24 protein-coding genes are annotated in these 19,936 nt (G+C 68.2%); 17 read left to right on the forward strand and 7 right to left on the reverse strand.

What is annotated here, in order from left to right:
• Position 1 precedes the first annotated feature (1 nt).
• Positions 2-1,513 (forward strand): leucyl aminopeptidase, encoded by a 1,512-nt coding sequence (locus tag NCO8_RS25935; protein ID WP_067643055.1) that lies wholly within the window; start codon positions 2-4, stop codon positions 1,511-1,513.
• Here the strand turns inward: NCO8_RS25935 and NCO8_RS25940 are convergent, their stop codons facing one another.
• Complete coding sequence (locus NCO8_RS25940; protein ID WP_067643058.1) at positions 1,514-1,864, reverse strand: oxidoreductase; 351 nt, start codon at positions 1,862-1,864, stop codon at positions 1,514-1,516.
• Between the two features lie 257 nt (positions 1,865-2,121).
• On the opposite strand from NCO8_RS25940, the gene sucB reads away from it, so the two are divergent.
• From sucB to NCO8_RS31590, 5 genes are all read left to right on the forward strand, one after another.
• The gene (sucB, locus tag NCO8_RS25945) at positions 2,122-3,855 is read left to right on the forward strand and encodes a 2-oxoglutarate dehydrogenase, E2 component, dihydrolipoamide succinyltransferase (RefSeq protein WP_067643061.1); all 1,734 of its coding nucleotides are present in this window, start codon (positions 2,122-2,124) and stop codon (positions 3,853-3,855) included.
• 12 nt (positions 3,856-3,867) lie between these two features.
• The gene (locus NCO8_RS25950; RefSeq protein ID WP_067643065.1) at positions 3,868-4,764 is read left to right on the forward strand and encodes a TIGR01777 family oxidoreductase; all 897 of its coding nucleotides are present in this window, start codon (positions 3,868-3,870) and stop codon (positions 4,762-4,764) included.
• An 8-nt stretch (positions 4,765-4,772) separates the two neighbouring features.
• Complete coding sequence (locus NCO8_RS25955; RefSeq protein ID WP_067496167.1) at positions 4,773-5,279, forward strand: GNAT family N-acetyltransferase; 507 nt, start codon at positions 4,773-4,775, stop codon at positions 5,277-5,279.
• 106 nt (positions 5,280-5,385) lie between these two features.
• Positions 5,386-6,729, forward strand: coding sequence for a TIGR01777 family oxidoreductase (locus NCO8_RS25960; protein WP_067643068.1), 1,344 nt, complete (start codon positions 5,386-5,388; stop codon positions 6,727-6,729).
• Between the two features lie 37 nt (positions 6,730-6,766).
• Entirely contained in the window at positions 6,767-6,931 is a 165-nt protein-coding gene (locus NCO8_RS31590; RefSeq protein WP_157105105.1) for a hypothetical protein, read from the forward strand.
• A gap of 15 nt (positions 6,932-6,946) precedes the next feature.
• Here the strand turns inward: NCO8_RS31590 and NCO8_RS25965 are convergent, their stop codons facing one another.
• On the reverse strand, positions 6,947-7,840 hold the full coding sequence (locus tag NCO8_RS25965; protein WP_067643071.1) for a MerR family transcriptional regulator: 894 nt from the start codon (positions 7,838-7,840) through the stop codon (positions 6,947-6,949).
• 245 nt (positions 7,841-8,085) lie between these two features.
• Here NCO8_RS25965 and NCO8_RS25970 point away from each other — a divergent pair, with 245 nt between their 5' ends.
• The 7 genes from NCO8_RS25970 to ppnP all read left to right on the forward strand — a co-directional run bounded on the left by NCO8_RS25970 (position 8,086) and on the right by ppnP (position 12,979).
• Entirely contained in the window at positions 8,086-8,682 is a 597-nt protein-coding gene (locus tag NCO8_RS25970; RefSeq protein WP_084457480.1) for a lipocalin family protein, read from the forward strand.
• Complete coding sequence (locus NCO8_RS25975) at positions 8,679-10,049, forward strand: cryptochrome/photolyase family protein (protein WP_067643074.1); 1,371 nt, start codon at positions 8,679-8,681, stop codon at positions 10,047-10,049. The genes NCO8_RS25970 and NCO8_RS25975 overlap by 4 nt, the downstream gene beginning before the upstream one ends.
• 83 nt (positions 10,050-10,132) lie before the next feature.
• Positions 10,133-10,882, forward strand: a complete 750-nt coding sequence (lipB, locus tag NCO8_RS25980) for a lipoyl(octanoyl) transferase LipB (protein WP_067643319.1) — start codon at positions 10,133-10,135, stop codon at positions 10,880-10,882.
• Positions 10,879-11,901, forward strand: a complete 1,023-nt coding sequence (gene lipA / locus NCO8_RS25985; protein WP_067496062.1) for a lipoyl synthase — start codon at positions 10,879-10,881, stop codon at positions 11,899-11,901. Before lipB ends, lipA begins: the two co-directional genes overlap by 4 nt.
• Positions 11,902-11,965: 64 nt before the next feature.
• The gene (locus NCO8_RS25990) at positions 11,966-12,265 is read left to right on the forward strand and encodes a nucleotidyltransferase family protein (RefSeq protein ID WP_067643078.1); all 300 of its coding nucleotides are present in this window, start codon (positions 11,966-11,968) and stop codon (positions 12,263-12,265) included.
• A complete protein-coding gene (locus NCO8_RS25995) occupies positions 12,252-12,512 on the forward strand; it encodes a HepT-like ribonuclease domain-containing protein (protein ID WP_067643081.1) in 261 nt (86 codons plus the stop codon). Before NCO8_RS25990 ends, NCO8_RS25995 begins: the two co-directional genes overlap by 14 nt.
• Positions 12,513-12,667: 155 nt before the next feature.
• Entirely contained in the window at positions 12,668-12,979 is a 312-nt protein-coding gene (gene ppnP, locus NCO8_RS26000; protein ID WP_067643084.1) for a pyrimidine/purine nucleoside phosphorylase, read from the forward strand.
• A gap of 43 nt (positions 12,980-13,022) precedes the next feature.
• Here ppnP and NCO8_RS26005 read toward each other — a convergent pair whose 3' ends face one another.
• From NCO8_RS26005 to NCO8_RS31915, 4 genes are all read right to left on the reverse strand, one after another.
• On the reverse strand, positions 13,023-13,751 hold the full coding sequence (locus NCO8_RS26005) for an SDR family oxidoreductase (protein WP_067643087.1): 729 nt from the start codon (positions 13,749-13,751) through the stop codon (positions 13,023-13,025).
• A 62-nt stretch (positions 13,752-13,813) separates the two neighbouring features.
• A complete protein-coding gene (locus tag NCO8_RS26010) occupies positions 13,814-14,347 on the reverse strand; it encodes a hypothetical protein (protein WP_067643090.1) in 534 nt (177 codons plus the stop codon).
• 104 nt (positions 14,348-14,451) lie between these two features.
• Entirely contained in the window at positions 14,452-14,988 is a 537-nt protein-coding gene (locus NCO8_RS26015) for a VldE C-terminal domain-containing protein (RefSeq protein WP_084457481.1), read from the reverse strand.
• 285 nt (positions 14,989-15,273) lie between these two features.
• The gene (locus NCO8_RS31915; RefSeq protein WP_167353334.1) at positions 15,274-15,420 is read right to left on the reverse strand and encodes a hypothetical protein; all 147 of its coding nucleotides are present in this window, start codon (positions 15,418-15,420) and stop codon (positions 15,274-15,276) included.
• A gap of 103 nt (positions 15,421-15,523) precedes the next feature.
• On the opposite strand from NCO8_RS31915, the gene NCO8_RS26020 reads away from it, so the two are divergent.
• The 4 genes from NCO8_RS26020 to NCO8_RS26035 all read left to right on the forward strand — a co-directional run bounded on the left by NCO8_RS26020 (position 15,524) and on the right by NCO8_RS26035 (position 19,381).
• On the forward strand, positions 15,524-15,739 hold the full coding sequence (locus tag NCO8_RS26020) for a hypothetical protein (RefSeq protein ID WP_067496080.1): 216 nt from the start codon (positions 15,524-15,526) through the stop codon (positions 15,737-15,739).
• Positions 15,736-17,244, forward strand: coding sequence for a hypothetical protein (locus NCO8_RS26025; RefSeq protein ID WP_067643092.1), 1,509 nt, complete (start codon positions 15,736-15,738; stop codon positions 17,242-17,244). Before NCO8_RS26020 ends, NCO8_RS26025 begins: the two co-directional genes overlap by 4 nt.
• A 51-nt stretch (positions 17,245-17,295) precedes the next feature.
• Entirely contained in the window at positions 17,296-18,876 is a 1,581-nt protein-coding gene (locus tag NCO8_RS26030) for an outer membrane protein assembly factor BamB family protein (RefSeq protein ID WP_157105106.1), read from the forward strand.
• A gap of 124 nt (positions 18,877-19,000) precedes the next feature.
• Complete coding sequence (locus NCO8_RS26035) at positions 19,001-19,381, forward strand: beta-sandwich lipoprotein (protein ID WP_067643098.1); 381 nt, start codon at positions 19,001-19,003, stop codon at positions 19,379-19,381.
• Positions 19,382-19,385: 4 nt separating this feature from the next.
• Here NCO8_RS26035 and NCO8_RS26040 read toward each other — a convergent pair whose 3' ends face one another.
• Positions 19,386-19,724 carry a DUF6228 family protein gene (locus NCO8_RS26040; protein ID WP_067643101.1) on the reverse strand — a complete coding sequence of 113 codons (339 nt, stop codon included), beginning with the start codon at positions 19,722-19,724 and terminating at the stop codon, positions 19,386-19,388.
• Positions 19,725-19,936: the final 212 nt, after the last annotated feature.

Genomic DNA, 19,936 nt, shown 5'->3' on the forward strand with positions numbered 1-19,936 from the left:
GATGACCGCTGTTGCAGATCGTTCACTCGGACCGGAACTGGCACGCATCGAATCCCTCACCGCGGATACCGATGTGCTGGTGATCGGCTTGACCTCCTCGGAGAACGGACCGGCCATCGCCCCGGCCGACCTGTTCGGCGACGTGCTCACCTCCGAGGTCCGCGCGGAGCTGCTCGACGCACTCGGCGCGGTCGGTGCCAAGGGCAAGCCCGAGGAACTCACCCGGGTACCGGCGCCCGCGGCGCTGGACAACGTCACCAGCGTGCTCGCCGTGGGTCTCGGCGCGGCCGAGAAGGTCGACGCCGAGCAGGTCCGCCGCAGCGCCGGCGTCGCGGCCCGCGCGCTGTCGGGCACCGAACTCGTCGCCACCACCCTGTCCGGCATCGATCTCGGCGCCGCCGCCGAGGGCTTCTACCTGGGCGCCTACACCTTCTCCGCGTTCAAGTCGGCCAAGAGCGCGCCCAAGCCCGACGAACAGCCGGTGCTCCGCGTCGAACTGCTGGTTCCGGAACCGGAATTCGGGGTGCTGGAACTGCTGCGCGCCCAGCTGGTCGCCGAAGCCGTCGCCACCGCACGCGATTTCGTGAACACCCCGCCGAGTGCGCTGTACCCCGCCGAATTCGCCGACCGGGCCCGTGTGCTCGCCGAAGCCGCCGGGCTCGAGGTGGAGGTGCTCGACGAGAACGCCTTGGCGGCAGCCGGTTACGGCGGCATCATCGGCGTCGGCCAGGGTTCCTCCCGCCCGCCGCGGCTGGTGCGCATCACCTATGCAGGCGGGCCGAAGAAGGTCGCGCTGGTCGGCAAGGGCATCACCTTCGACACCGGCGGTATCTCGATCAAGCCCGCCGCGAACATGGAGAACATGACCTCCGACATGGCCGGTGCGGCGGCGGTCATCGCGACCGTGCTGCTCGCCGCGCGCCTCGGTCTTCCGGTCACCGTCACCGCCACCGTCCCGATGGCCGAGAACATGCCGTCGGCCACCGCGCAGCGCCCCGGCGACGTGCTCACCCAATACGGCGGCACCACGGTCGAAGTCATCAACACCGATGCCGAGGGCAGGCTCATCCTCGCCGACGCCATCGTGCGCGCCATCGAGGACGAACCCGATTACCTCATCGATGTCGCCACCCTCACCGGCGCGCAGATGGTCGCGCTCGGCACCCGCACCCCGGGTGTGATGGGCACCGACGAGTTCCGCGATCGCGTCGCCGAGATCTCGCGCGCGGTCGGCGAGAACGGCTGGGCCATGCCGCTGCCGAGCGAACTGCGCGCGGACCTGAACTCCAAGGTCGCCGACCTGGCCAATGTCACGCCGCACCGGTGGGGCGGCATGCTCGCGGCGGCGCTGTTCCTCAAGGAATTCGTGCCCGAGGGCGTGCAGTGGGCCCACCTGGACGTGGCCGGTCCGGCCTACAACACCGGCGGACCGTTCGGCTATATCGGCAAGGGCGGCACCGGTGTCCCGGTGCGCACGCTCATCGCGGTGATCGAACAGATCGGCGCGGAGTAGTCACTCATCCAGCTCGGCTTCCCTGGCCCGCCGCTGCTCGATGCGGCGGCGGGCATCGAAGTCGCGCATCCGCTGGGGGTAGCCCGTCTTGGTCACGTCGTACACCGGCACGCGCAAGGTGTCGGCCAGACGACGCGCGCCGTGCTCGCCGACGATCCGGCGCGTCCATTCGCCGTCCGCCGCCACCAGGACCGCTGTGACATCGGTCACAGTAGTCTTGGGCTCGACGAACGCCTCGACTCCGTGCCGCGCCCGCGCCCACTGCGCGAGCGCGCGCACCTCCGAGGCGTTCTCACGCGCGACTGACCTGCTCCGGCGCCGCACCCCGCGGAAACGATCCAGCAAACCCACCGGCTCAGCCCTTCTGCTTTCCGACGGAATTCTGCTCACCGCCGTACATTCCATGGTGCCAGCTCCGCACGGATTGCCGCCCAGCGCCACAGACGCGGCGGGCGAGTGCAAGGATGGTTGCCGGAACAAGAACCAACGATTCCCGGGAGTCCCGCCACACGGTCGGGGTGGACACACGCCGCGACCCGCGACGTAATGCCCACCGGGGTCGAAGCACTGTTGTATTACCCGTCGAACAGTCAGAGGAGTCAGAGGACATGGCCTTCTCCGTCCAGATGCCGGCTCTTGGTGAGAGCGTCACCGAGGGAACGGTGACCAGGTGGCTGAAGCAGGAAGGAGACACGGTCGAGGTCGACGAACCGCTGCTCGAAGTCTCCACCGACAAAGTCGACACCGAGATCCCGTCGCCCACCGCCGGTGTGCTGTCGAAGATCGTCGCCCAGGAAGACGATGTCGTCGAGGTCGGCGGTGAGCTCGGCGTGATCAGCGACGCCGGCGAAGCCCCCGCTTCCACCCCCGCGCCCGCCGAGGAATCCGTGGCCGCAGAACCCGAACCCGAGCCGGAACCCGAGCCCGCCGCGCAGGCACCGGCCCCCGAGCCCGCCGCCGCGCCCGCTCAGGCCGACGCGTCGTCCGGCACCCCCGTGAAGATGCCCGAGCTGGGCGAGTCCGTCACCGAGGGCACCGTCACCCGCTGGCTCAAGGCCGTCGGTGACGAGGTCGCCGTCGACGAGCCGCTGCTCGAGGTCTCCACCGACAAGGTCGACACCGAGATCCCCTCGCCGGTCGCGGGCACGCTGCTCGAGATCTCGGCGCAGGAGGACGACGTCGTCGCCGTCGGCGGTCAGCTCGGTGTGATCGGCAGCGGCAAGCCCGCCGCCGCCCCCGCGCCGGAACCGAAGCCCGAGCCCAAGCCCGCCCCCGCGCCGGCACCGACGCCCGAGCCGAAGCAGGAAGCGGCACCGGCTCCGAAGCCTGAGCCCGCCCCCGCGCCGAAGCCCGCACCCGCCGCCAAGCCCGCGCCCGCGCAGGCCGCGTCGGCAGGTAACGGCAGCACCCCGTACGTGACTCCGCTGGTGCGCAAGCTGGCCGAGGAGAACGGCGTCGACCTGTCGAGCCTCACCGGTTCCGGTGTGGGCGGACGCATCCGCAAGCAGGACGTGCTCGCCGCCGCCGAAGCCAAGAAGGCACCGGAGCCCGCGCCCGCCGCCGCCCCGGCCCCCGCCGCGGCTCCGGCCAAGCAGACGGCGGCTCCGAAGCTGGCCGGACTCGTCGGTTCCACCCAGAAGGCGAGCCGCATCCGGCAGATCACCGCGACCAAGACGCGCGAATCGCTGCAGACCACCGCGCAGCTGACCCAGGTCCACGAGGCCGACGTCACCAAGATCGCGCATCTGCGGCAGCTCGCGAAGGCCTCGTTCAAGAACCGCGAGGGCGTCAACCTGACGTACCTGCCGTTCTTCGCCAAGGCCGTCGTCGAGGCCCTCGGTGTGCACCCGAACGTGAACGCCTCCTACAACGAGGACACCAAGGAGATCACCTACCACGCGTCGGTGCACCTGGGTATCGCGGTCGACACCGAGCAGGGTCTGCTCTCGCCGGTCATCCACAACGCCAGCGACCTGTCGCTGGCCGGGCTGGCCCGTGCGATCGCCGACATCGCCAACCGCGCCCGCAACGGTGGGCTCAAGCCCGACGAGCTGTCGGGTGGCACCTTCACCATCACCAACATCGGTTCCGAGGGCGCGCTGTTCGACACCCCGATCCTGGTCCCGCCGCAGGCGGCCATGCTCGGTACCGGCGCGATCGTGAAGCGTCCGGTGGTCGTCACCGACGAGACCGGTGGCGAGTCCATCGGTGTGCGTTCGATGGTGTACCTGCCGCTCACCTACGATCACCGGCTCATCGACGGCGCCGACGCGGGCCGCTTCCTCACCACCATCAAGCACCGGTTGGAAGAGGCGGCGTTCGAGGCCGATCTCGGGCTGTAGCAGGTCATTTCGATGAAGGTGGTCATCGCCGGTTCGTCCGGGCTGATCGGGACGGCGCTCGTCGCGGCTCTGCGCCGCGACGGGCACGACGTGTCCCGGCTGGTGCGCCGCGCTCCCGCGGCACCGGACGAATTCGCGTGGGATCCCGCGCGCGCCCAGCTCGACGAGCGGGCGTTGCGCGGGGCCGACGCGGTGGTGAATCTGTGCGGCGCGAGTATCGGTGCGCGCCGCTGGAACGGCAGTTACAAGCAATTGCTGCGTGACAGCCGGATCACCCCCACCGATGTCCTCGCCACGGCGGTCGCCGCCGCGGGCGTGCCGACGCTGGTGAACGCCAGCGGCGCGCAGTACTACGGCGGCACGACCGGCGACTCGATCGTCGACGAAACCGCCTCGAGCGGAACAGGTTTCCTCGCGACACTGTGTCGCGACTGGGAAGCGGCCACCGCGCCCGCCACCGATGCGGGAGTGCGCACGGTACTGGTGCGCAGTGCGGTGGTGCTCGCCCGCAACGGCGGGATGCTGAGCATGTTGCATCCGCTGTACTGGCTCGGCCTCGGTGGCCGTTTGGGCAGCGGGCGCCAGTACACGCCGTGGATCTCCCTGGACGACGAGGTGGGCGCGATCGTCTTCGCGCTCACCCGACCCGACCTCTCCGGGCCGATCAACGCCGTCGGCCCGGCTCCGGTCACCAATGCCGAGTTCACCCGCGCGCTGGGTCGCGCCCTGCATCGCCCCGCCCCACTCATCGTGCCCGCGTTCGCGTTGCGGACCGCGGTCGGTGAGCTGGCGGACGAGGCGCTGCTCACCGGCCCACGGGCCATTCCCGCCGCACTGGAAAAGGCGGGCTACACCTTCCAGCATCCGACCATCGGTGCCGCGCTCGCCGCGACCGTCGGCCGATCATGAGGGCGCCCATGCTGATTCGCGACGCCGACAAAGCCGACCTGCCGACCGTGCTGGAGATCCACAACGCCAACATCGCCGAGTCGACCGCGATCTGGGACACCGATCAGGTGGATCTCGACGACCGGCTCACCTGGTTCGCCGACCGCACCGCGGCGGGGATGCCGGTGCTGGTCGCCGAGATCGACGGTGAGGTGGCCGGTTACGCGTCCTACGGGCAGTGGCGGCCCAAAACCGGCTACCGGTATTCCGTCGAGAACTCCGTCTATGTCGGTGAGCGTTTCCAGCGTCGCGGTGTCGCTACCGCCCTGCTCACCGAATTGATCGCTCGCGCAACTGATTCCGGACGCGTGCACGCGATGATCGCCGCCATCGAGTCCGGCAACGCCGCGTCGATCGTCCTCCACGAACGGTTCGGGTTCCGGGTCGTCGGCGAATTGCCCGAGGTGGGTCATAAATTCGGTCGCTGGATGGATCTCACCCTCATGCAGAGGTTGTTCCCCCTCGAACCGCGCTGACCTTCCGCAGCCTTTCACCGGCGGGCCCGGAATTCTGGCAGGCCCGGAGTCGCGAAACGATGCTTGAACGCTTCATCGTCTTTCCGAGGCGGGCTACAGTCGGGTCATGGGCATCGACTGTTCGAGCGTTGTCACAGCACCCCGCGCCGAGGTGTTCCGCTGGTTCGAGCGACCCGGCGCGTTCACCCGATTGGCGCCGCCGTGGCAGCCGGTGCGGTTGCTCGCGGAATCCTCCGACCTGGCCCGTGGCGCCGCGGTTCTCAGTCTTCCCGGCGGCCTGCGCTGGATCGCCCGGCACGACCCCGCGGCCTACGATCCGCCCGCGTCTTTCGCCGACGAGGTCGCCGTCGACGGTCTTGCCTCAGCGCCCCTCGGCCGTCTGCTGCCGTGGCGACATACCCACGAGTTCGCCGAGGTCGACCCCGAGCACACCGCGGTGATCGACCGCGTCGACACCCCGATTCCCACCCGCCTGCTCCAGCCGATGTTCGACTATCGCTATCGCCAGCTCGCCGGTGATCTCGCGGCTCACCAGCGTGCCGCCGCAACAGGCTTCGCCGCCCGGACCATCGCGGTGACCGGAGCGTCCGGGCTGGTCGGCACCGCCTTGTGCGCGTTCCTGTCCACGGGTGGGCACCGGGTGATCCGCCTGGTCCGCCGCCCGACCAACGACCCCGCCGAACGCCACTGGAACCCTGACGATCCCGCACCGGAGCTGCTGAAGGGCGTCGACGCCGTCGTCCACTTGGCGGGCGCCGGAATCGCTGGCCGCTTCACCGACGAACACCGCCACGCGATCGCCGACAGCCGCATCGGCCCCACCCGCGCCCTCGCCGAAACCGCCGCCCGCTGCGGTGTCCCCACCTTCGTCTCCGCCTCCGCCATCGGCTATTACGGCTACGACCGCGGCGACGAGATCCTCACCGAGAACTCCACGCGCGGAGACGGTTTCCTCGCCGACGTGGTCGCTGCCTGGGAGGCGGCAACCGAACCCGCCGCACACGCGGGCGTCCGCGTGGTCCGCATCCGCACCGGCATCGTCCAATCCCCCGCAGGCGGCACCCTGCGCCTACTGCGCCCCCTCTTCACCGCCGGCCTCGGCGGCCGCATCGGCCCCGGAACCCAGTGGCAGTCCTGGATCGGCATCGACGACCTCCTCGACATCTACCACCGCGCACTCTGGGACACCGCACTCGTCGGACCGGTCAACGCGGTCGCCCCGAACCCCGTCCGCAACACCGACTACACCCACACCCTGGCCAACGTCCTCCACCGCCCCGCCCTGCTCCCCGTCCCCTCCTTCGGCCCCGCCCTACTCCTCGGCCGCCAGGGCGCCCGCGAACTCGCCGAAGCCGGCCAACGAGTCACCCCCACCCGCCTCACCGCCTCCACCCACCCCTTCCGAACCCCTGACCTCGAACAAACCCTCCGCCACCTCCTCGGCCGCTGACCCAGACCAGCCGTGCGGTCGCGCGGCTGCAGCGGGGATGCCGCTGAGCGATTACGCGCGTCGGGAGCTGATCGCGCTGGGGCGACGCAGCACGGTCGATGACGCGATGCTCGAATTTCGTGAAGCCATGGAATGGGACCCGGGTCTGGTCATCGACATGGAGGCAGTGGCCGCGTCCGTCCGTTATGCGCGGGGTCTGTAGATAGCCGACCGGGCGTCACTGTCGTTGATTCGCAGCGGCTTCGGTGTCGGCGAGTCGAGAGGAGTCGGGGCCGAGCACGGCGACCGCTTCGGCCAGTCCGTCGACGCGCTGCACCTCGGTGGGCAGCAGCACCTCCTGCCAGCCCGGGCCGCCGACGAACACCTGCGCCCCGGCGGCCAGGCCGGCGACCACCGCTGAGGTCAACGCGGTGGATTCTCTGTGTGACCAGAGCAGGACCGAGGTCGGTCCGCTCGGCCGGGCCAGTGCGTCGGCGAGGGCGACGGTCGGCACATCCGCGCCGAGCATGCGCGCGCCTACGCCCTGCTCCGCCAAGGCGGCGCGCAGCACTTCGAGAGGGAGTGAATGGGTTTCGCCACCCGTGCAGGCCAGCAGGATGGTGTGGTCGGTGTGGGCGTGCGGGGTATGAGTGCGCTGCATGACCGATGTGATGCACCACGACAGCAGGTGTTCGACGTCGATACAGCCCTCGCCACTGCTCTGACGCGCCACGACATCGGCGAAGGCGGGTCTGCACAATCCGTCCCAGGTTTCCACGATGCCGACCGCGCGGACGTGTGCCTCGAGCAGTGCGATCACCCGGCCCGAGTCGAGAGCGAAGGCCGCATCGAGCAGCGGCAAGCGATCGCCGGGCAGCACGGCGATGCCGCGCACGGTGGCGGCGGCACCGGCCGGGCTCGCGCCGTCACGAATCAGCGCGAGCATGCGTTCGAGCGCGGCGATGTCGGCCTCGGTGTAGAGGCGGTGCTTGCCCGGGCGATCCTGTGCGGGACCGATGTCGTAGCGCCGGTTCCAGCTACGCAGAGTGGCAGTCGGAATCCCGAGCCGGTCCGCCACGGCGCGCACCGTGTAACCGGCCGCATCGGAGACAGGGGCTGAACCGGCGGACATCGCTCCATTCTTGCCGATAACCCGATCATCCCGCCTTACCGACGTGCCTCGACGCCGTCCTGCGAACCGCTCGCTCACCGAACGCGCGCCCTCTTCACTGCCGGCAGATCTCTCCCACGCACCCAGAAGCGTCATCGCCGATACGGCCGAAGTCGTCCGACCGCCGACGCACCCTCCCGCTCGATGAATCATTTGTGCATCATTCCTTGGTACGCTATCGTTACCGACAATTTCGAGGAGCCCTTGTGCGTATCGCCCTACCATCCGCGTTCCGCCGTTCGGCGGCGACCGCCCTCGTCGCCCTTGCGATCACCGCCTTGTCCTCGGCCACGGCAGCCGCGGCGCCCCCGGCTCCCGTTCCTTCCCTCGATCTGGACCGGTATCTCGGCGTCTGGCACCAGCTGGCCGCGGTACCCCAACCGTTCAACCTCGCATGCGCGCGCGACACCACCGCCACCTACTCGCTCGACGAGCGAGGCGATGTCGCCGTGCACAACCGCTGCCACACCTGGTCGGGCGGCATCGACGAGATCCGTGGCACCGCCACCGTCACCGACCCCGCCACGAACGCCCAGCTGAACGTCTCCTTCCCCGGCATACCCGGTCAGGACGGAGAAACCGACTACATCGTCACCGCGCTCGGCCCGGAGTACTCGTGGGCGCTGATCACTTCGCCGAGCCGCCTGTCCGGTTTCGTCCTGTCCCGCACACCCACCCTCGACGCCGCCGCGTGGGACGACATCCACACCGCGATCGAAACGGCAGGCCAGAACACCTGCCTGTACCTGACCACGCCGACCACCGGCGGGCGCACCGGCATCGCCCCGCTCTGCGCCCGATGACCGTCTCGATCGCCCTGTTCACGCGCGACCTGCGCCTGGCCGACAACCCCGTCCTCGACGCCGCCCGCCGGTCCGCCGACACGGTCGTGCCGCTGTTCGTCGTCGACGACGAAATCGTGCCCGACCGCTGCCCACCCAACCGGGCGGCTTTCCTCGCGAGCGCCCTGACCGAACTCGACGCGGGTTTGCGTGACATAGGCGGGCGCCTCGTCGTGCGTCGTGGTCACGTCGCCACCGAGGTCGCGCGGGTGGTCGCGGAAACCGGGGCGCAGTCGGTACACGTCGCCCAGGACGTCAGCGCCTTCGCCACCCGACGTGAGAACGCCCTGCGCGCAGCACTGTCGACCGATGCTCCCCCACCGCGAGCCACGCGCGTGGTGACGACTGCCAGACGTCCGGACTGCACCGTTCACCCACACTCGGCCGTGATCACCGCCGTCGACCCATCGGCCCTGGCACCAGCCACCGGCCGCGATTACTACGCCGTGTTCACCCCGTACTTCCGCCGCTGGGTAGACACCCATCGACGCCGTCCACTGGACAGCCTCCGCGCGCTCGCCGTACCCGACATCCCCAGTGCGGCAATACCTTCCGTCGCCGAGCTGTCGCCCGGGCAACCCTCCCCGAACTGCCCGACCGGCGGCGAGATCACCGGCCGCGCACTCCTGAGCAAGTGGCTGACGGGCCCGATCGATGACTACGCCGACCGCAACGACGACCTCGCCGCCGATGCCACCTCGCACCTGTCGCCGTACCTGCACTTCGGCTGCCTGTCCCCGGTCGAGGTCGTGCACCGCACGGACCTGTCCACCGACGGCGGTCATGCCTTCGCCCGCCAGCTCGCATGGCGCGACTTCCACCATCAGCTGCTCGCCGCCCGTCCCGACACCGCGTCCACCAGCCTGCGCCCCGGCCCGTTCCCGGTGCGCCGAGATCCCCAGGCCGTCGCCGCGTGGAAGGAGGGCCGCACCGGCTACCCGATCATCGATGCGGCGATGCGTCAGCTCGTCACCGACGGCTGGATGCCCGGCCGCGCACGCCTCATCACCGCGTCGTTCTTCACGAAGACCCTGCGCCTGGACTGGCGGATCGGCGCCGCCCATTTCCTGCACTGGCTCGTCGACGCCGATCTGGCCAACAACCAGCTCAACTGGCAGTGGGCCGCGGGCACCGGAACCGACACGCGCCCCAACCGCGTGCTCAATCCCCTCCGCCAGGCCGACCGTCACGACCCCGACGGCACCTACGTCCGCCGCCACCTCCCCGAACTCGCCCACCTGCCGGGCGGCGCCATCCACCGCCCGTGGCGCGCGGACCTGGCCGGCTCCGACTATCCCGCCCCGCTGGTCGACGTCGCGGGCATGTGACCCCGCGTCCTCGCGGCAACCGTGCGACACGGCGGCCCGACCATCCGTTGGCGTCGTCGGTCGCCGGGCGTAACGTCAGGATCGTGAACGACACGCGCCCCTCCGCGTCCGCCCGATTCGATACGACCCCGATCGTGGTCGAGGATCTCGGACTCATCGACTACCACGCCGCCTGGGAGCTGCAACGGCAGATCGCCGACGAACGCGCCGCAGGCGAGGGCACCGACCGGCTGCTACTGCTGGAGCACCCGTCGGTCTACACCGCGGGCCGCCGCACCGAGGCCGACGATCTGCCCATCGACGGCAGCCCGGTGGTGCAGGTCGACCGTGGCGGCAAGATCACCTGGCACGGGCCGGGGCAGCTCGTCGGCTACCCGATCATCCGGCTGGCCGAACCGGTCGATGTGGTGCAGTACGTGCGTCGTCTCGAGGAAGCGCTGATCGACGTGATCTCGGGTCTCGGCATCACCTGCGGACGGGTCGAGGGCCGGTCGGGAGTGTGGTTGCCCGCCACCGACTACTTCGCCGAACGCAAGATCGCCGCGATCGGGGTGCGCGTGCAACGCGGCGTCGCCCTACACGGCATCTCACTCAACTGCAACTCCGCCCTCGACGGTTTCCAGGCCATCGTGCCCTGCGGCATCAAGGACGCGGGTGTCACCACCCTGACCCGTGAGCTGGGTCGCGAGGTCACCGTCGCCGAGATCAAGCCGCTCGTCGCCACCGCGATCGTTGCCGCGCTCGACGGAGAAATTCCCGTCCGCCCGCATGACATCGATCGCACCACCGGCCCCGCGCCCGAGCGGGCCCCGAGCGTAGAGTCGGTGCAGTGAGCTCCGTAGACGCCTCTGCCCCCGCCGGACGCAAGCTGCTGCGCATCGAGGCGCGCAACGCGGAAACGCCGATCGAACGCAAACCCAAGTGGATTCGCACCCGCGCCACCATGGGCCCCGAGTACAGCGAGCTCAAGGGCCTGGTGAAACGCGAAGGCCTGCATACCGTCTGCGAGGAAGCGGGCTGCCCCAACATCTTCGAATGCTGGGAAGACCGTGAGGCCACCTTCCTCATCGGCGGCGAACAGTGCACCCGCCGCTGCGACTTCTGCCAGATCGACACCGGCAAGCCCGCCGCCCTCGACCGCGACGAACCCCGCCGCGTCGCCGAAAGCGTGCAGGCCATGGGTCTGCGCTACTCCACCATCACCGGTGTAGCCCGCGACGATCTCGACGACGGCGGCGCCTGGCTCTACGCCGAAACCGTGCGCGCCATCAAGGCCCTCAACCCCGGCACCGGTGTCGAGCTGCTCATCCCCGACTTCAACGCCGACCCCGACCAGCTCGCCGAGGTGTTCTCCACCCGCCCCGAGGTGCTCGCCCACAACCTGGAAACGGTGCCGCGCATCTTCAAGCGCATCCGCCCCGCGTTCCGCTACGAGCGTTCCCTCGCGGTGATCACCGCGGCCCGCGAGGCAGGCCTGGTCACCAAGTCCAACCTCATCCTCGGCATGGGCGAAACCCCCGAAGAGGTCACCGAAGCGATGCGCGACCTGCACGAAGCCGGCTGCGACATCCTCACCATCACCCAGTACCTTCGCCCGTCGCCGCGCCACCACCCCGTGGACCGTTGGGTGAAGCCCGAGGAATTCGTCGAACACTCCAAGGTCGCCGAACAACTCGGCTTCGCAGGCGTCATGGCAGGCCCCCTCGTCCGCTCCTCCTACCGAGCCGGCCGCCTCTACGCCCAGGCCATGACCCACCACGGCCGCGAAATCCCCGAAGCCATGGCCCACCTGGCCCAGGAAGGCACCGCCTCCCAGGAAGCCAGCTCGGTCCTGGCCCGCTACGGCAGCTGACACCACGGCACGTCCCGTTAAGCTGGAATCAGCAGCCTGACCTTGCGTCCCCGGAGGAGACGAGATGGCGATCGATTTCGAGGCACTCATGCCGCAGCTGCGGGCGCTGTGCGAGAAGTACGACGTTGTCGAGCTGTCGGTCTTCGGGTCTGTAGCCCGCGGATCCGACAGACCGGACAGCGACATCGACCTGCTCTACTCCCTGAAGCCGGACACCGATATCGGGCTGGAATTCTTCGGATTCCAAGAAGAGCTGGAGAAGCTTCTCGGTCGAAGGGTCGATGTCGTTCCGAAGAAGTACCTGCACTGGTTCATTCGTGATGCCGTCTTGGCTGAGGCGAAGGATCTGCATGTCGCGGCGTGAAGATCTGTATCTTGCCGACATCGTCACTGCCCATTACAGAATCGCTTCCTACCTCGAGGGCCTCGACTTCTCGGGTTTCCAGAAAGACGACCTCCGCCAAGACGGCGTGATCCGGCAGCTGTCGATTATCGGCGAAGCGGCCTCCTCATTGACGCAGGAGACCCGGGATGCACAACCGGAGATCCCTGGGAAGTTGGTGCGAGGCATGCGAAACATGCTGGTGCACCAGTATTTGATGCCGATCTGATCATCGTCTTCAATGCCGCCACGAAAAGTGTGCCGGAGGTGGCCGCTCGCATTCTGGCGCTGTTGGCACAACGCGATCCCACCGAGGCCGCGCGCGTCCTTGCGCACAAACCCTCTTGGCTAGACTGAGCCTCCCCTAAGTTTCTGGAAGGACCCATGTCGAAGTTCGAGAATGTCTCCGTCAGCAAGAAGGCCAATGTGTACTTCGACGGCAAATGTGTCAGCTACAGCCTCGAGCTGCCCGACGGCACCTCGAAGTCGGTGGGTGTCATCCAGCCGTCCAGCCTGACCTTCACCACCAGCGCCCCGGAGATCATGGAACTGGTCGCGGGCGAGGCGAAGGTGACCCTGGCCGGCGACTCCACCCCGATCACCTACCGCGCGGGCGAGTCGTTCAAGATCCCCGGCGACAGCTCGTTCGACATCGAGGTCGTCGACACCATGCACTACATCTGCCACTACGGCTGATCCACCGGGGTGCCGTCTCCACGACGGCACCCCGGCTTTCAGGTCAGAAGCTCTTGTGCGGCACCCCGACGGTGAGTCCGCCGTCGACCACGAACTCCGCGCCTGTTGAATACGAGGACTCGTCGGAGGCCAGGAAGGCGACCAGCGCCGACACCTCGTCGGGCTGGGCCGCTCGAGCCAGCGGAATCTGCAGGAAGTCGGCCGGGATTCCCTCGGTCATCGGGGTGCTGATGAGGCCCGGATGCACTGAGTTGACGCGGATCCCCTGCGACGCCAGTTCCAGCGCCGCCGACTTGGTGAGCCCGCGGACAGCGAACTTCGTCGCCGTGTACCCGTGCAGCCCAGGGCTTCCCCGCATCCCCTCCACCGAGGAGATGTTGACGATCGACCCACCGCTGGTCATGGCGGGGACCGCCGCCTGCATCCCGAGGAAGGTGCCGGTGAGGTTGATGTCGATGATGCGCTGCCATTCCTCGAGCGCGAAGTCGACGAGCAGGTTGCCGTTGACGATCCCGGCGTTGTTCACCAGCACATGCAGCCCGCCGAACTCCTCGACCGCCGTGCGCACCACCGCCTGCCACTGCTCGGGCTCGCGGACATCGAGGTGCTGGTATCGCACACCGAGTTCGCTTGCGAGAGCGGCACCTTCGTCGTCGAGCACGTCGCCGATCACCACCGACGCGCCTTCGTCGACGAATCGGCGCGCGTGCGCGGCACCCATGCCCCGCGCACCGCCGCTGATCACCGCGACCTTGCCTGTCAACCGTCCCATGCCACGAATCCTTCTGCCGGCCCCTGCCGTTTACACCGTACGAGCGCAGGGGCGATTCGGGGCTATTTCACGAGGAACTCGTCCTTGTACAGCCGGTTCGGCCGGGGCGCCGTCGCTTCGCTGAGCTCGACCTGGTAGTCGCTCTGGCGCACCGTCTTCGGCCGGTAGCTGCCGCCGAAGGTCACCATCACCGACCCGCCGACCCCGTTCACGCCTCGCTCGGATGTCGCTTCACGGCCCGCGTTGAACACCGTCGCCACATCGCGTCCGTCGTTGCCGACCGCGATGGTCCCGTCGTGAAAGAACTGTACGAACGTCCCGTTGTCTGCCGCCACGGTCGCGGCGACCGTGTGCCCGAGCTCGGGTGTCAGAGCGAATTCGGCATCACAGGTCTGGCGCCGGTCCCCCGGTCCCGGTACGTCGAGTGTGCGCCCGATCCCGAGCAGTACCGTCTCGCCCAGCGCGTTGTGCCGTTCGCGGCCCATTTCGGACCAGAGATGAGTGGTCGACCAGACCTTCACACGCCCGTCGTCGAAAAGCGACACCCGGTCGTCGGTGCCGTTGCTGAACAAGAATTTCGCGCTGTTGGGGGCCATCTATCGATCATGGTCGATCCAGCACGCCCCTGTCGCCCGGTTCGGCCGATACGGCACGATTCCACGGCGACGGAATTCCGCGAAACGGCTGGTAGCAACCGATTTCAGCAGGAAATATTCGTCGCACCCGAAGATTCGAACGAGATGTGCACGTGGTCATAGTGATTCTGGGTGGGGCTGCCACGGTCTTCCATGAACGACCAACCGCCGCCGTCGTTGTAGCGCTGCTTCCAGATCACATAGGTGACGCCGAAGCGCTCTTTGTTGGCCAGCACGAATTCGGCGATCGCGTCGCCGACGCCGCCGCTGGTCATCACGTCGAGCGCGAGCCCGGCGCCGTGGTCACCGTCGTAGCGGCCGTGTGCCCCGCCGATATCGCTGATGCCGAACATCTTCTGCAGCAGGTGGCTCACCTGCGCCACGTGCGGCCGCACGCCCTTCCACTCGGTGTCACACGGGGTGGTGGCATGCATCAGCGACAGCGTCGCCGATTCGTCGAGGGCGGAAACCGGCGCCGGCTCGGGTTCCACGAACGCGGCCGCGGCGGCGATTGGATCGGGGTCGACTGTCGAGGTGGTCTGCGGTTCGACCGCGGCCGCCTCCTGGACCGCAGGCCCCGGCCGGATCGTCATCCACAGCATGGCCGGGACTGTCGCAGCGACACTCCACACGGCAAGCTGAGCGCGCCCACGCGGCGGCGCCGGTTTGCGATGTTGACCACGCACGATGTCGATCACCAGCTACTCGTAGAGGACAAGGTCACCGCTACATTACGAAATGGTCGCGGAAATGTCACGCCGCACGTATGACGTGCGGTCGGAAAAGCATCCCGCATGCCGGACGATCGCGCAACCAGCACGCTGTGATCTCGATCGGAGGACTTTGTCGGCACCTCACCGTTGCACCTCTTTCGTGCCGCGACGAAATCAGGAGACCCCGGCCAATCCCCGCCCAGCCTTGCCGACCGCCTGGGTCCGCATCAGCTCGACCCGCACCCTTTGCGCCCGGCGCAACAGGCCTTTCATTCCGCCGGAGCCGTCCGCCTCTTCCAGCCATGGACGATCGAATTTCACACTGCGCGAATCATTTTCGAAACTTTCACAAATGCCGATCTGTTCCGCTACCCAGTATCGTCACCCGCACCGACATCCGTACCGCATCGAATGGAGACGGCCTGTGCCGGACGCCCTGCACCAGCTCACGACCACGCTCGGCACCCCGCCCCCACCCGAGTTCGCCACCCTCACGCCCGACGAGCTCGCCACCCTGAACACCTATGTCCAGGCCGCCCTCGACCAGCGCAAAGCCGCCCTCGACGACGCACTCGACTCCGGCATGCGCCTCATCCCCCGCCTCGCCCGCCCCGCCGTGAAGAAGGTGCTCGGACTATGACCGCGTCCCACCACACCGCCGCCGAGATCGCCCGCCTGTCCGCCGCACTCGACCGCCCCGCCGCCGACCTCGAGTTCCTCGCCGCGCTCCCCCCGTCCGCCCTGCGCGCCTTCCGCGAACGGATCAGTGACCAGGTCTCGGCCCGCGAGGCCCGTCGCATGCAAAAGACGGCCGCCGCAGCCAAATTGGTGCCGCCGACCCTCGCCGCCAAGATCACCGAAGCCGCGTTCGGCCCGGTCCTGGCCGCCGCCATCGCCGGTTCCGTCGATCCGGCCCGCGCCGTCGCCATCGCCAGCGCCCTCTCGCCCACATTCCTCGCCGACGTCGCCGTCACGCTCGACCCCCGCCGCGCCGCCGAGGTGATCGCCGAGATCCCCGACCGCATGGCCGCCGACGTCGCCCGCGAATTGCTCAGCCGCCGTGACTATCTCACCATGGGCCGCCTGGCCACCTCGGTCCCCGACGAAGTCCTGCGCGTAGCCCTCCCCCACGCCGCCGACATCGATCTCCTCCATGTCGGCTACCACCTCGAAGACCCCAGCGCCGCCGACCGCCTCCTGTCGCTCATCACCGACCGCCTCCCCGGCCTCATCCACGCCACCAACGCCGAGGACCACTGGCCCGAGGCCATCGCCCTGCTCGACACCCTCGGCCCCACCCAACGCTCGCACCTGGCCGACGAAGTCGCCGCTCAGGACGTCGAAATCCTCGACGGCCTCCTCGACGCCGTCACCGCCCTGGATGCCTGGGACACCCTCCTCCCCGTCGCCGCGGGTATGAAAGCCGCAGGCCTGCGACGCTTGGCCGCCCGCCCGCTCATGCAGGACCCCGCCGTTCTCACGAAGATCGCGGACCTCGCCCTCACCCACGACCTCTGGCGCGACCTGCTCCCCCTGGCCGAACATCTCACCCCCGCCCAGCTGCACACCGTCGCCGCCCGCATCTCCACCGAACCCGACGACGTCCTCACCACCCTCGTCGAGCAGGCCCGCGACCACTGGGAAACCCTCTTCCCCGTAGCCCTCGCCCTCGACCCCGAGGCCCGCCACCGCTTCGCCGCCCTCCCCGCCGTCCACCGCCCCGACACCCTCACCACCGCCGTCACCGCGGCCGCGACCCACAACCTCTGGCCCGAAGCCCTCCCCCTGCTCGACATCCTCCCCGAATCCACCCACCCCCTCCTCGCCACCGCGATCAGCGACCTCTCCGACGCCACCTTCCTCGCCGCCGTCCAAGCCGCCCCCGCCGCGGGCTGCTCCACGACAATGGTGAAAATCGCCCTCCGCCAGGACGCTTCGTCCCGCTCACGTTCCTTCGCCCTGCTCGAAAAGGCCGACAACCTCGACGCCCTCGTCGAAACTTTCACCCCGACGGATTCCGCCGTATGGGACGACCTGAACACAATCCGCACCGAACTCCCGCTCCGCCTCCGCGAATTGCTCGCGGTACAAGCGAAACGATGCGGGCACAACGCCTTTGCCGAGGACCTACCCGACGTTCCGTGATCGGCCCCGGTATATGGTGGCTGCGATCGCACGCAGGCCGGGGAGGGCATCGTGGGGGACATCGAGGCAACAGAACGATCCGGCACAGCAGTGGACGACGATACGTCTACTCCGCTGCCGACACTGCTCCGCAAACTCGGCCGTACGGCCCGATTCAAGGCGCTGATGGCCGCATTCGGCACGGGTCTCCTGACCGGCGGTGTCGCACTCGCCCTTTACAGCTTGTTCGGCACGGCACCGGTCACGGTCCGCACCACGTACGCGCAGGCCGGCGACTTCGCGGCACTCGCCAGCATCCTCGGTGGGGCAGTCCTGGCGATCACCGTCGCGGCATGGCTAGCCGGCCGCGCACGGGAGGCCGACCTGTGGACCACCCACCACCGCTGGGAAGTGTGCGCAACCGGCGCCGTCGCGCTTGTCCTCGTCTTCGTCGTCGTGAGATCGTGGAGCGAGCACCTCCCCAGCAGCTACACCGCCATCCGCGCCGAGTCGCCGTACTTCGCGCAACTTCCCACGGCGGTCGGCGCGACGGTGCTGGTGGCCTTCGGCTCGATCCTGGTGCTGCCCTTGGCTTTTCATATGGGGACTGCCAGAACAGTCGGCCGGGGCCACGCCGCTTCGGCAACCGCAGCGGGCCTGGTCGTCGCGGCGGTGCTCGGCGTGTTCGCCGTGCGTGCCGGTGACGACAGCGTCAACGTCGACCACCGCACCGCAGCCGCAGCGGAGATCCCTTCCACACCACAGTCGTTCGCCACCGAAGCCTTCCGCCTTCAGCTTCCGCCACTGAACAACCGACCGGAGGCAACCGGCCGCGAAGTCCTCGCGGCCGGTACAGGCTTCCTCGTAATCGGTGTCGACGGCCTCCGAGCCTATGACGGCGCGACCGGCGAACCCCGCTGGCACTACCTGCGCCGACCCCAATCGGGAAACCGCGCAATGACATACGAGCGCGGCTCAGCCGTTGTCACCGGCGACCGCTCCATAGTCACCACCCTTTGGAGGAACGGCGACGATTACCACCGCATCACCTTCGATACCATCACCGGCGACGTCCTATGGACCTCGGACGACACCAACGATTTCAACAGGATCTCCGCAGTCGGCCTCGTCGCCGTGTCATCGACCACTTTGATCATGGAATCCGACAGCGCCCTCCTCGGGTACGACGCCCGCACCGGCGCGCACCGCTGGACCGCGCCGGTCGACAACAACTGCCGATCCACCCGATCCATCCCCGTTGTCACCGCGAACGCGGTGTACCGCGTCCTCCGCTGCGGCGGCTCGACCTGGCGAATCACCGCGGTCGACTCCGGCACCGGCCGGGTCGCCGGCCACCGCGACTCGCCCGGCCCCAGCTCGGCCGAGCCCATGCTGACCCTGCAGGACGACACCGTCCTCGCCCACTTCCGCAACTCCCGATACCTACAGGTCAGCGATCCATCCGAACTCTCAACCACCCCGATCCACCCCTCCGACAAACCCTTCGCGACAACCCCCACCCCAACCGTCGACAGCACCTGCAAACCCCGCGCGACCCGCCAAATCCTTCCGGTACCGTCGTCAGTCCTGGTGGTCTGTCAGAACGACGAATCGATCGGAAACGCCACCCTCGACATCACCGGATTCCGCTGACCCCGCGCACACCGCCAATGTCCATGTGGCCCAGCTGAAATCACCCGGTCTGCCCCACGATCCCAGCTAAGATCGGTCATCCGGGAGTCATTCTCCGGGGGATACACCAAAGTAGGGGTAGAGAATGAAATCGACGCTCATCGTCGCCATCGCGGCCTTGTCCGCCCTCGCACTCACCGGATGCTCATCGGACGCCGACGTCGTCTCCGAGAACCTATCCAAGGAATCCGACCAATTCAAGATCAACCGCCGCGTGGTCTTCTTCAACGGCATCACCGACAAATACCTGCTGTCGGTGGAAGGCAAGTGCTCGATCAAGGACGAGAACAACCAACTCGAGGTCACCTGCAAAACCGGCGACGACGAATACAAGAAGCACTTCCTCGGCCTGTCCGACAACGTCAGCTACTTCGTAGAACAGCTCGAGCCCGCCGAGGTAGACCGCTACCACTACAAGGTGATCTTCAAACCCGAGGTCATCCTCCCCGACGTCGACCGCCCCTGACCACTCACGAACCCCGGCCACTCCGGACCACCGCACCGAGATCGGTTGCGAACTGCAGCATTTGGGCCCCAGCCTCGAGCACCACGGTGGTCGAGGCGGTCCAAGCATCATCCGCCTGTCGCCACGGCCGCAGCGTCCACGTCAGCCCCACATACCCTCGCGAACCGAAGACCGCCTCGATCCGCAGGTCACGATCAACGCTCTCCCACACCCGCACACCGTCGCACCCGGCGAAGTCGGCGCCGAGACTCTCGAAGAACGAGACCAGCTCACGGTCACCCAGCAGAGACACCGTCACCTGGTGCAGCTCGGCGGCCAGCCCCCGGCGCACCGACTTGGACACAAACCCGTGCCGAGTCGTCTCCCCAGGGATCCACGCGATTCCACAGCCGAACCCATGTCCCGTAACCGACTTCGCCCAGGGAGACTCTGTGTTCCGAAGCCCGGTCACAGTCACACTCCATCGTCGCATGCTATCCACGAGCCGCAACTAGTGCCGTTGGCGGGAACAATAGCGGGGACTCACCCCAACGATTACTGGTAAATACTGGACAT

Source organism: Nocardia coubleae NBRC 108252, assembly GCF_001612805.1.
GTDB lineage: Bacteria > Actinomycetota > Actinomycetes > Mycobacteriales > Mycobacteriaceae > Nocardia > Nocardia coubleae.

Bases quoted from the DNA above. Each gene is read 5' to 3' on its own strand.
- NCO8_RS25935 (WP_067643055.1), top strand. From the start codon at position 2: ATGACCGCTGTTGCAGATCGTTCACTCGGACCGGAACTGGCACGCATC.
- NCO8_RS25995 (WP_067643081.1), top strand. From the start codon at position 12,252: ATGTCGCGGCGTGAAGATCTGTATCTTGCCGACATCGTCACTGCCCAT.
- NCO8_RS31590 (WP_157105105.1), top strand. From the start codon at position 6,767: ATGCCGCTGAGCGATTACGCGCGTCGGGAGCTGATCGCGCTGGGGCGA.
- NCO8_RS26015 (WP_084457481.1), bottom strand. From the start codon at position 14,988: ATGCTGTGGATGACGATCCGGCCGGGGCCTGCGGTCCAGGAGGCGGCC.
- ppnP (WP_067643084.1), top strand. From the start codon at position 12,668: ATGTCGAAGTTCGAGAATGTCTCCGTCAGCAAGAAGGCCAATGTGTAC.
- NCO8_RS25975 (WP_067643074.1), top strand. From the start codon at position 8,679: ATGACCGTCTCGATCGCCCTGTTCACGCGCGACCTGCGCCTGGCCGAC.
- NCO8_RS25960 (WP_067643068.1), top strand. From the start codon at position 5,386: ATGGGCATCGACTGTTCGAGCGTTGTCACAGCACCCCGCGCCGAGGTG.
- NCO8_RS26035 (WP_067643098.1), top strand. From the start codon at position 19,001: ATGAAATCGACGCTCATCGTCGCCATCGCGGCCTTGTCCGCCCTCGCA.
- NCO8_RS25990 (WP_067643078.1), top strand. From the start codon at position 11,966: ATGGCGATCGATTTCGAGGCACTCATGCCGCAGCTGCGGGCGCTGTGC.
- NCO8_RS26005 (WP_067643087.1), bottom strand. From the start codon at position 13,751: ATGGGACGGTTGACAGGCAAGGTCGCGGTGATCAGCGGCGGTGCGCGG.
- NCO8_RS25955 (WP_067496167.1), top strand. From the start codon at position 4,773: ATGCTGATTCGCGACGCCGACAAAGCCGACCTGCCGACCGTGCTGGAG.
- NCO8_RS26025 (WP_067643092.1), top strand. From the start codon at position 15,736: ATGACCGCGTCCCACCACACCGCCGCCGAGATCGCCCGCCTGTCCGCC.
- NCO8_RS26010 (WP_067643090.1), bottom strand. From the start codon at position 14,347: ATGGCCCCCAACAGCGCGAAATTCTTGTTCAGCAACGGCACCGACGAC.
- NCO8_RS25950 (WP_067643065.1), top strand. From the start codon at position 3,868: ATGAAGGTGGTCATCGCCGGTTCGTCCGGGCTGATCGGGACGGCGCTC.
- sucB (WP_067643061.1), top strand. From the start codon at position 2,122: ATGGCCTTCTCCGTCCAGATGCCGGCTCTTGGTGAGAGCGTCACCGAG.
- NCO8_RS25965 (WP_067643071.1), bottom strand. From the start codon at position 7,840: ATGTCCGCCGGTTCAGCCCCTGTCTCCGATGCGGCCGGTTACACGGTG.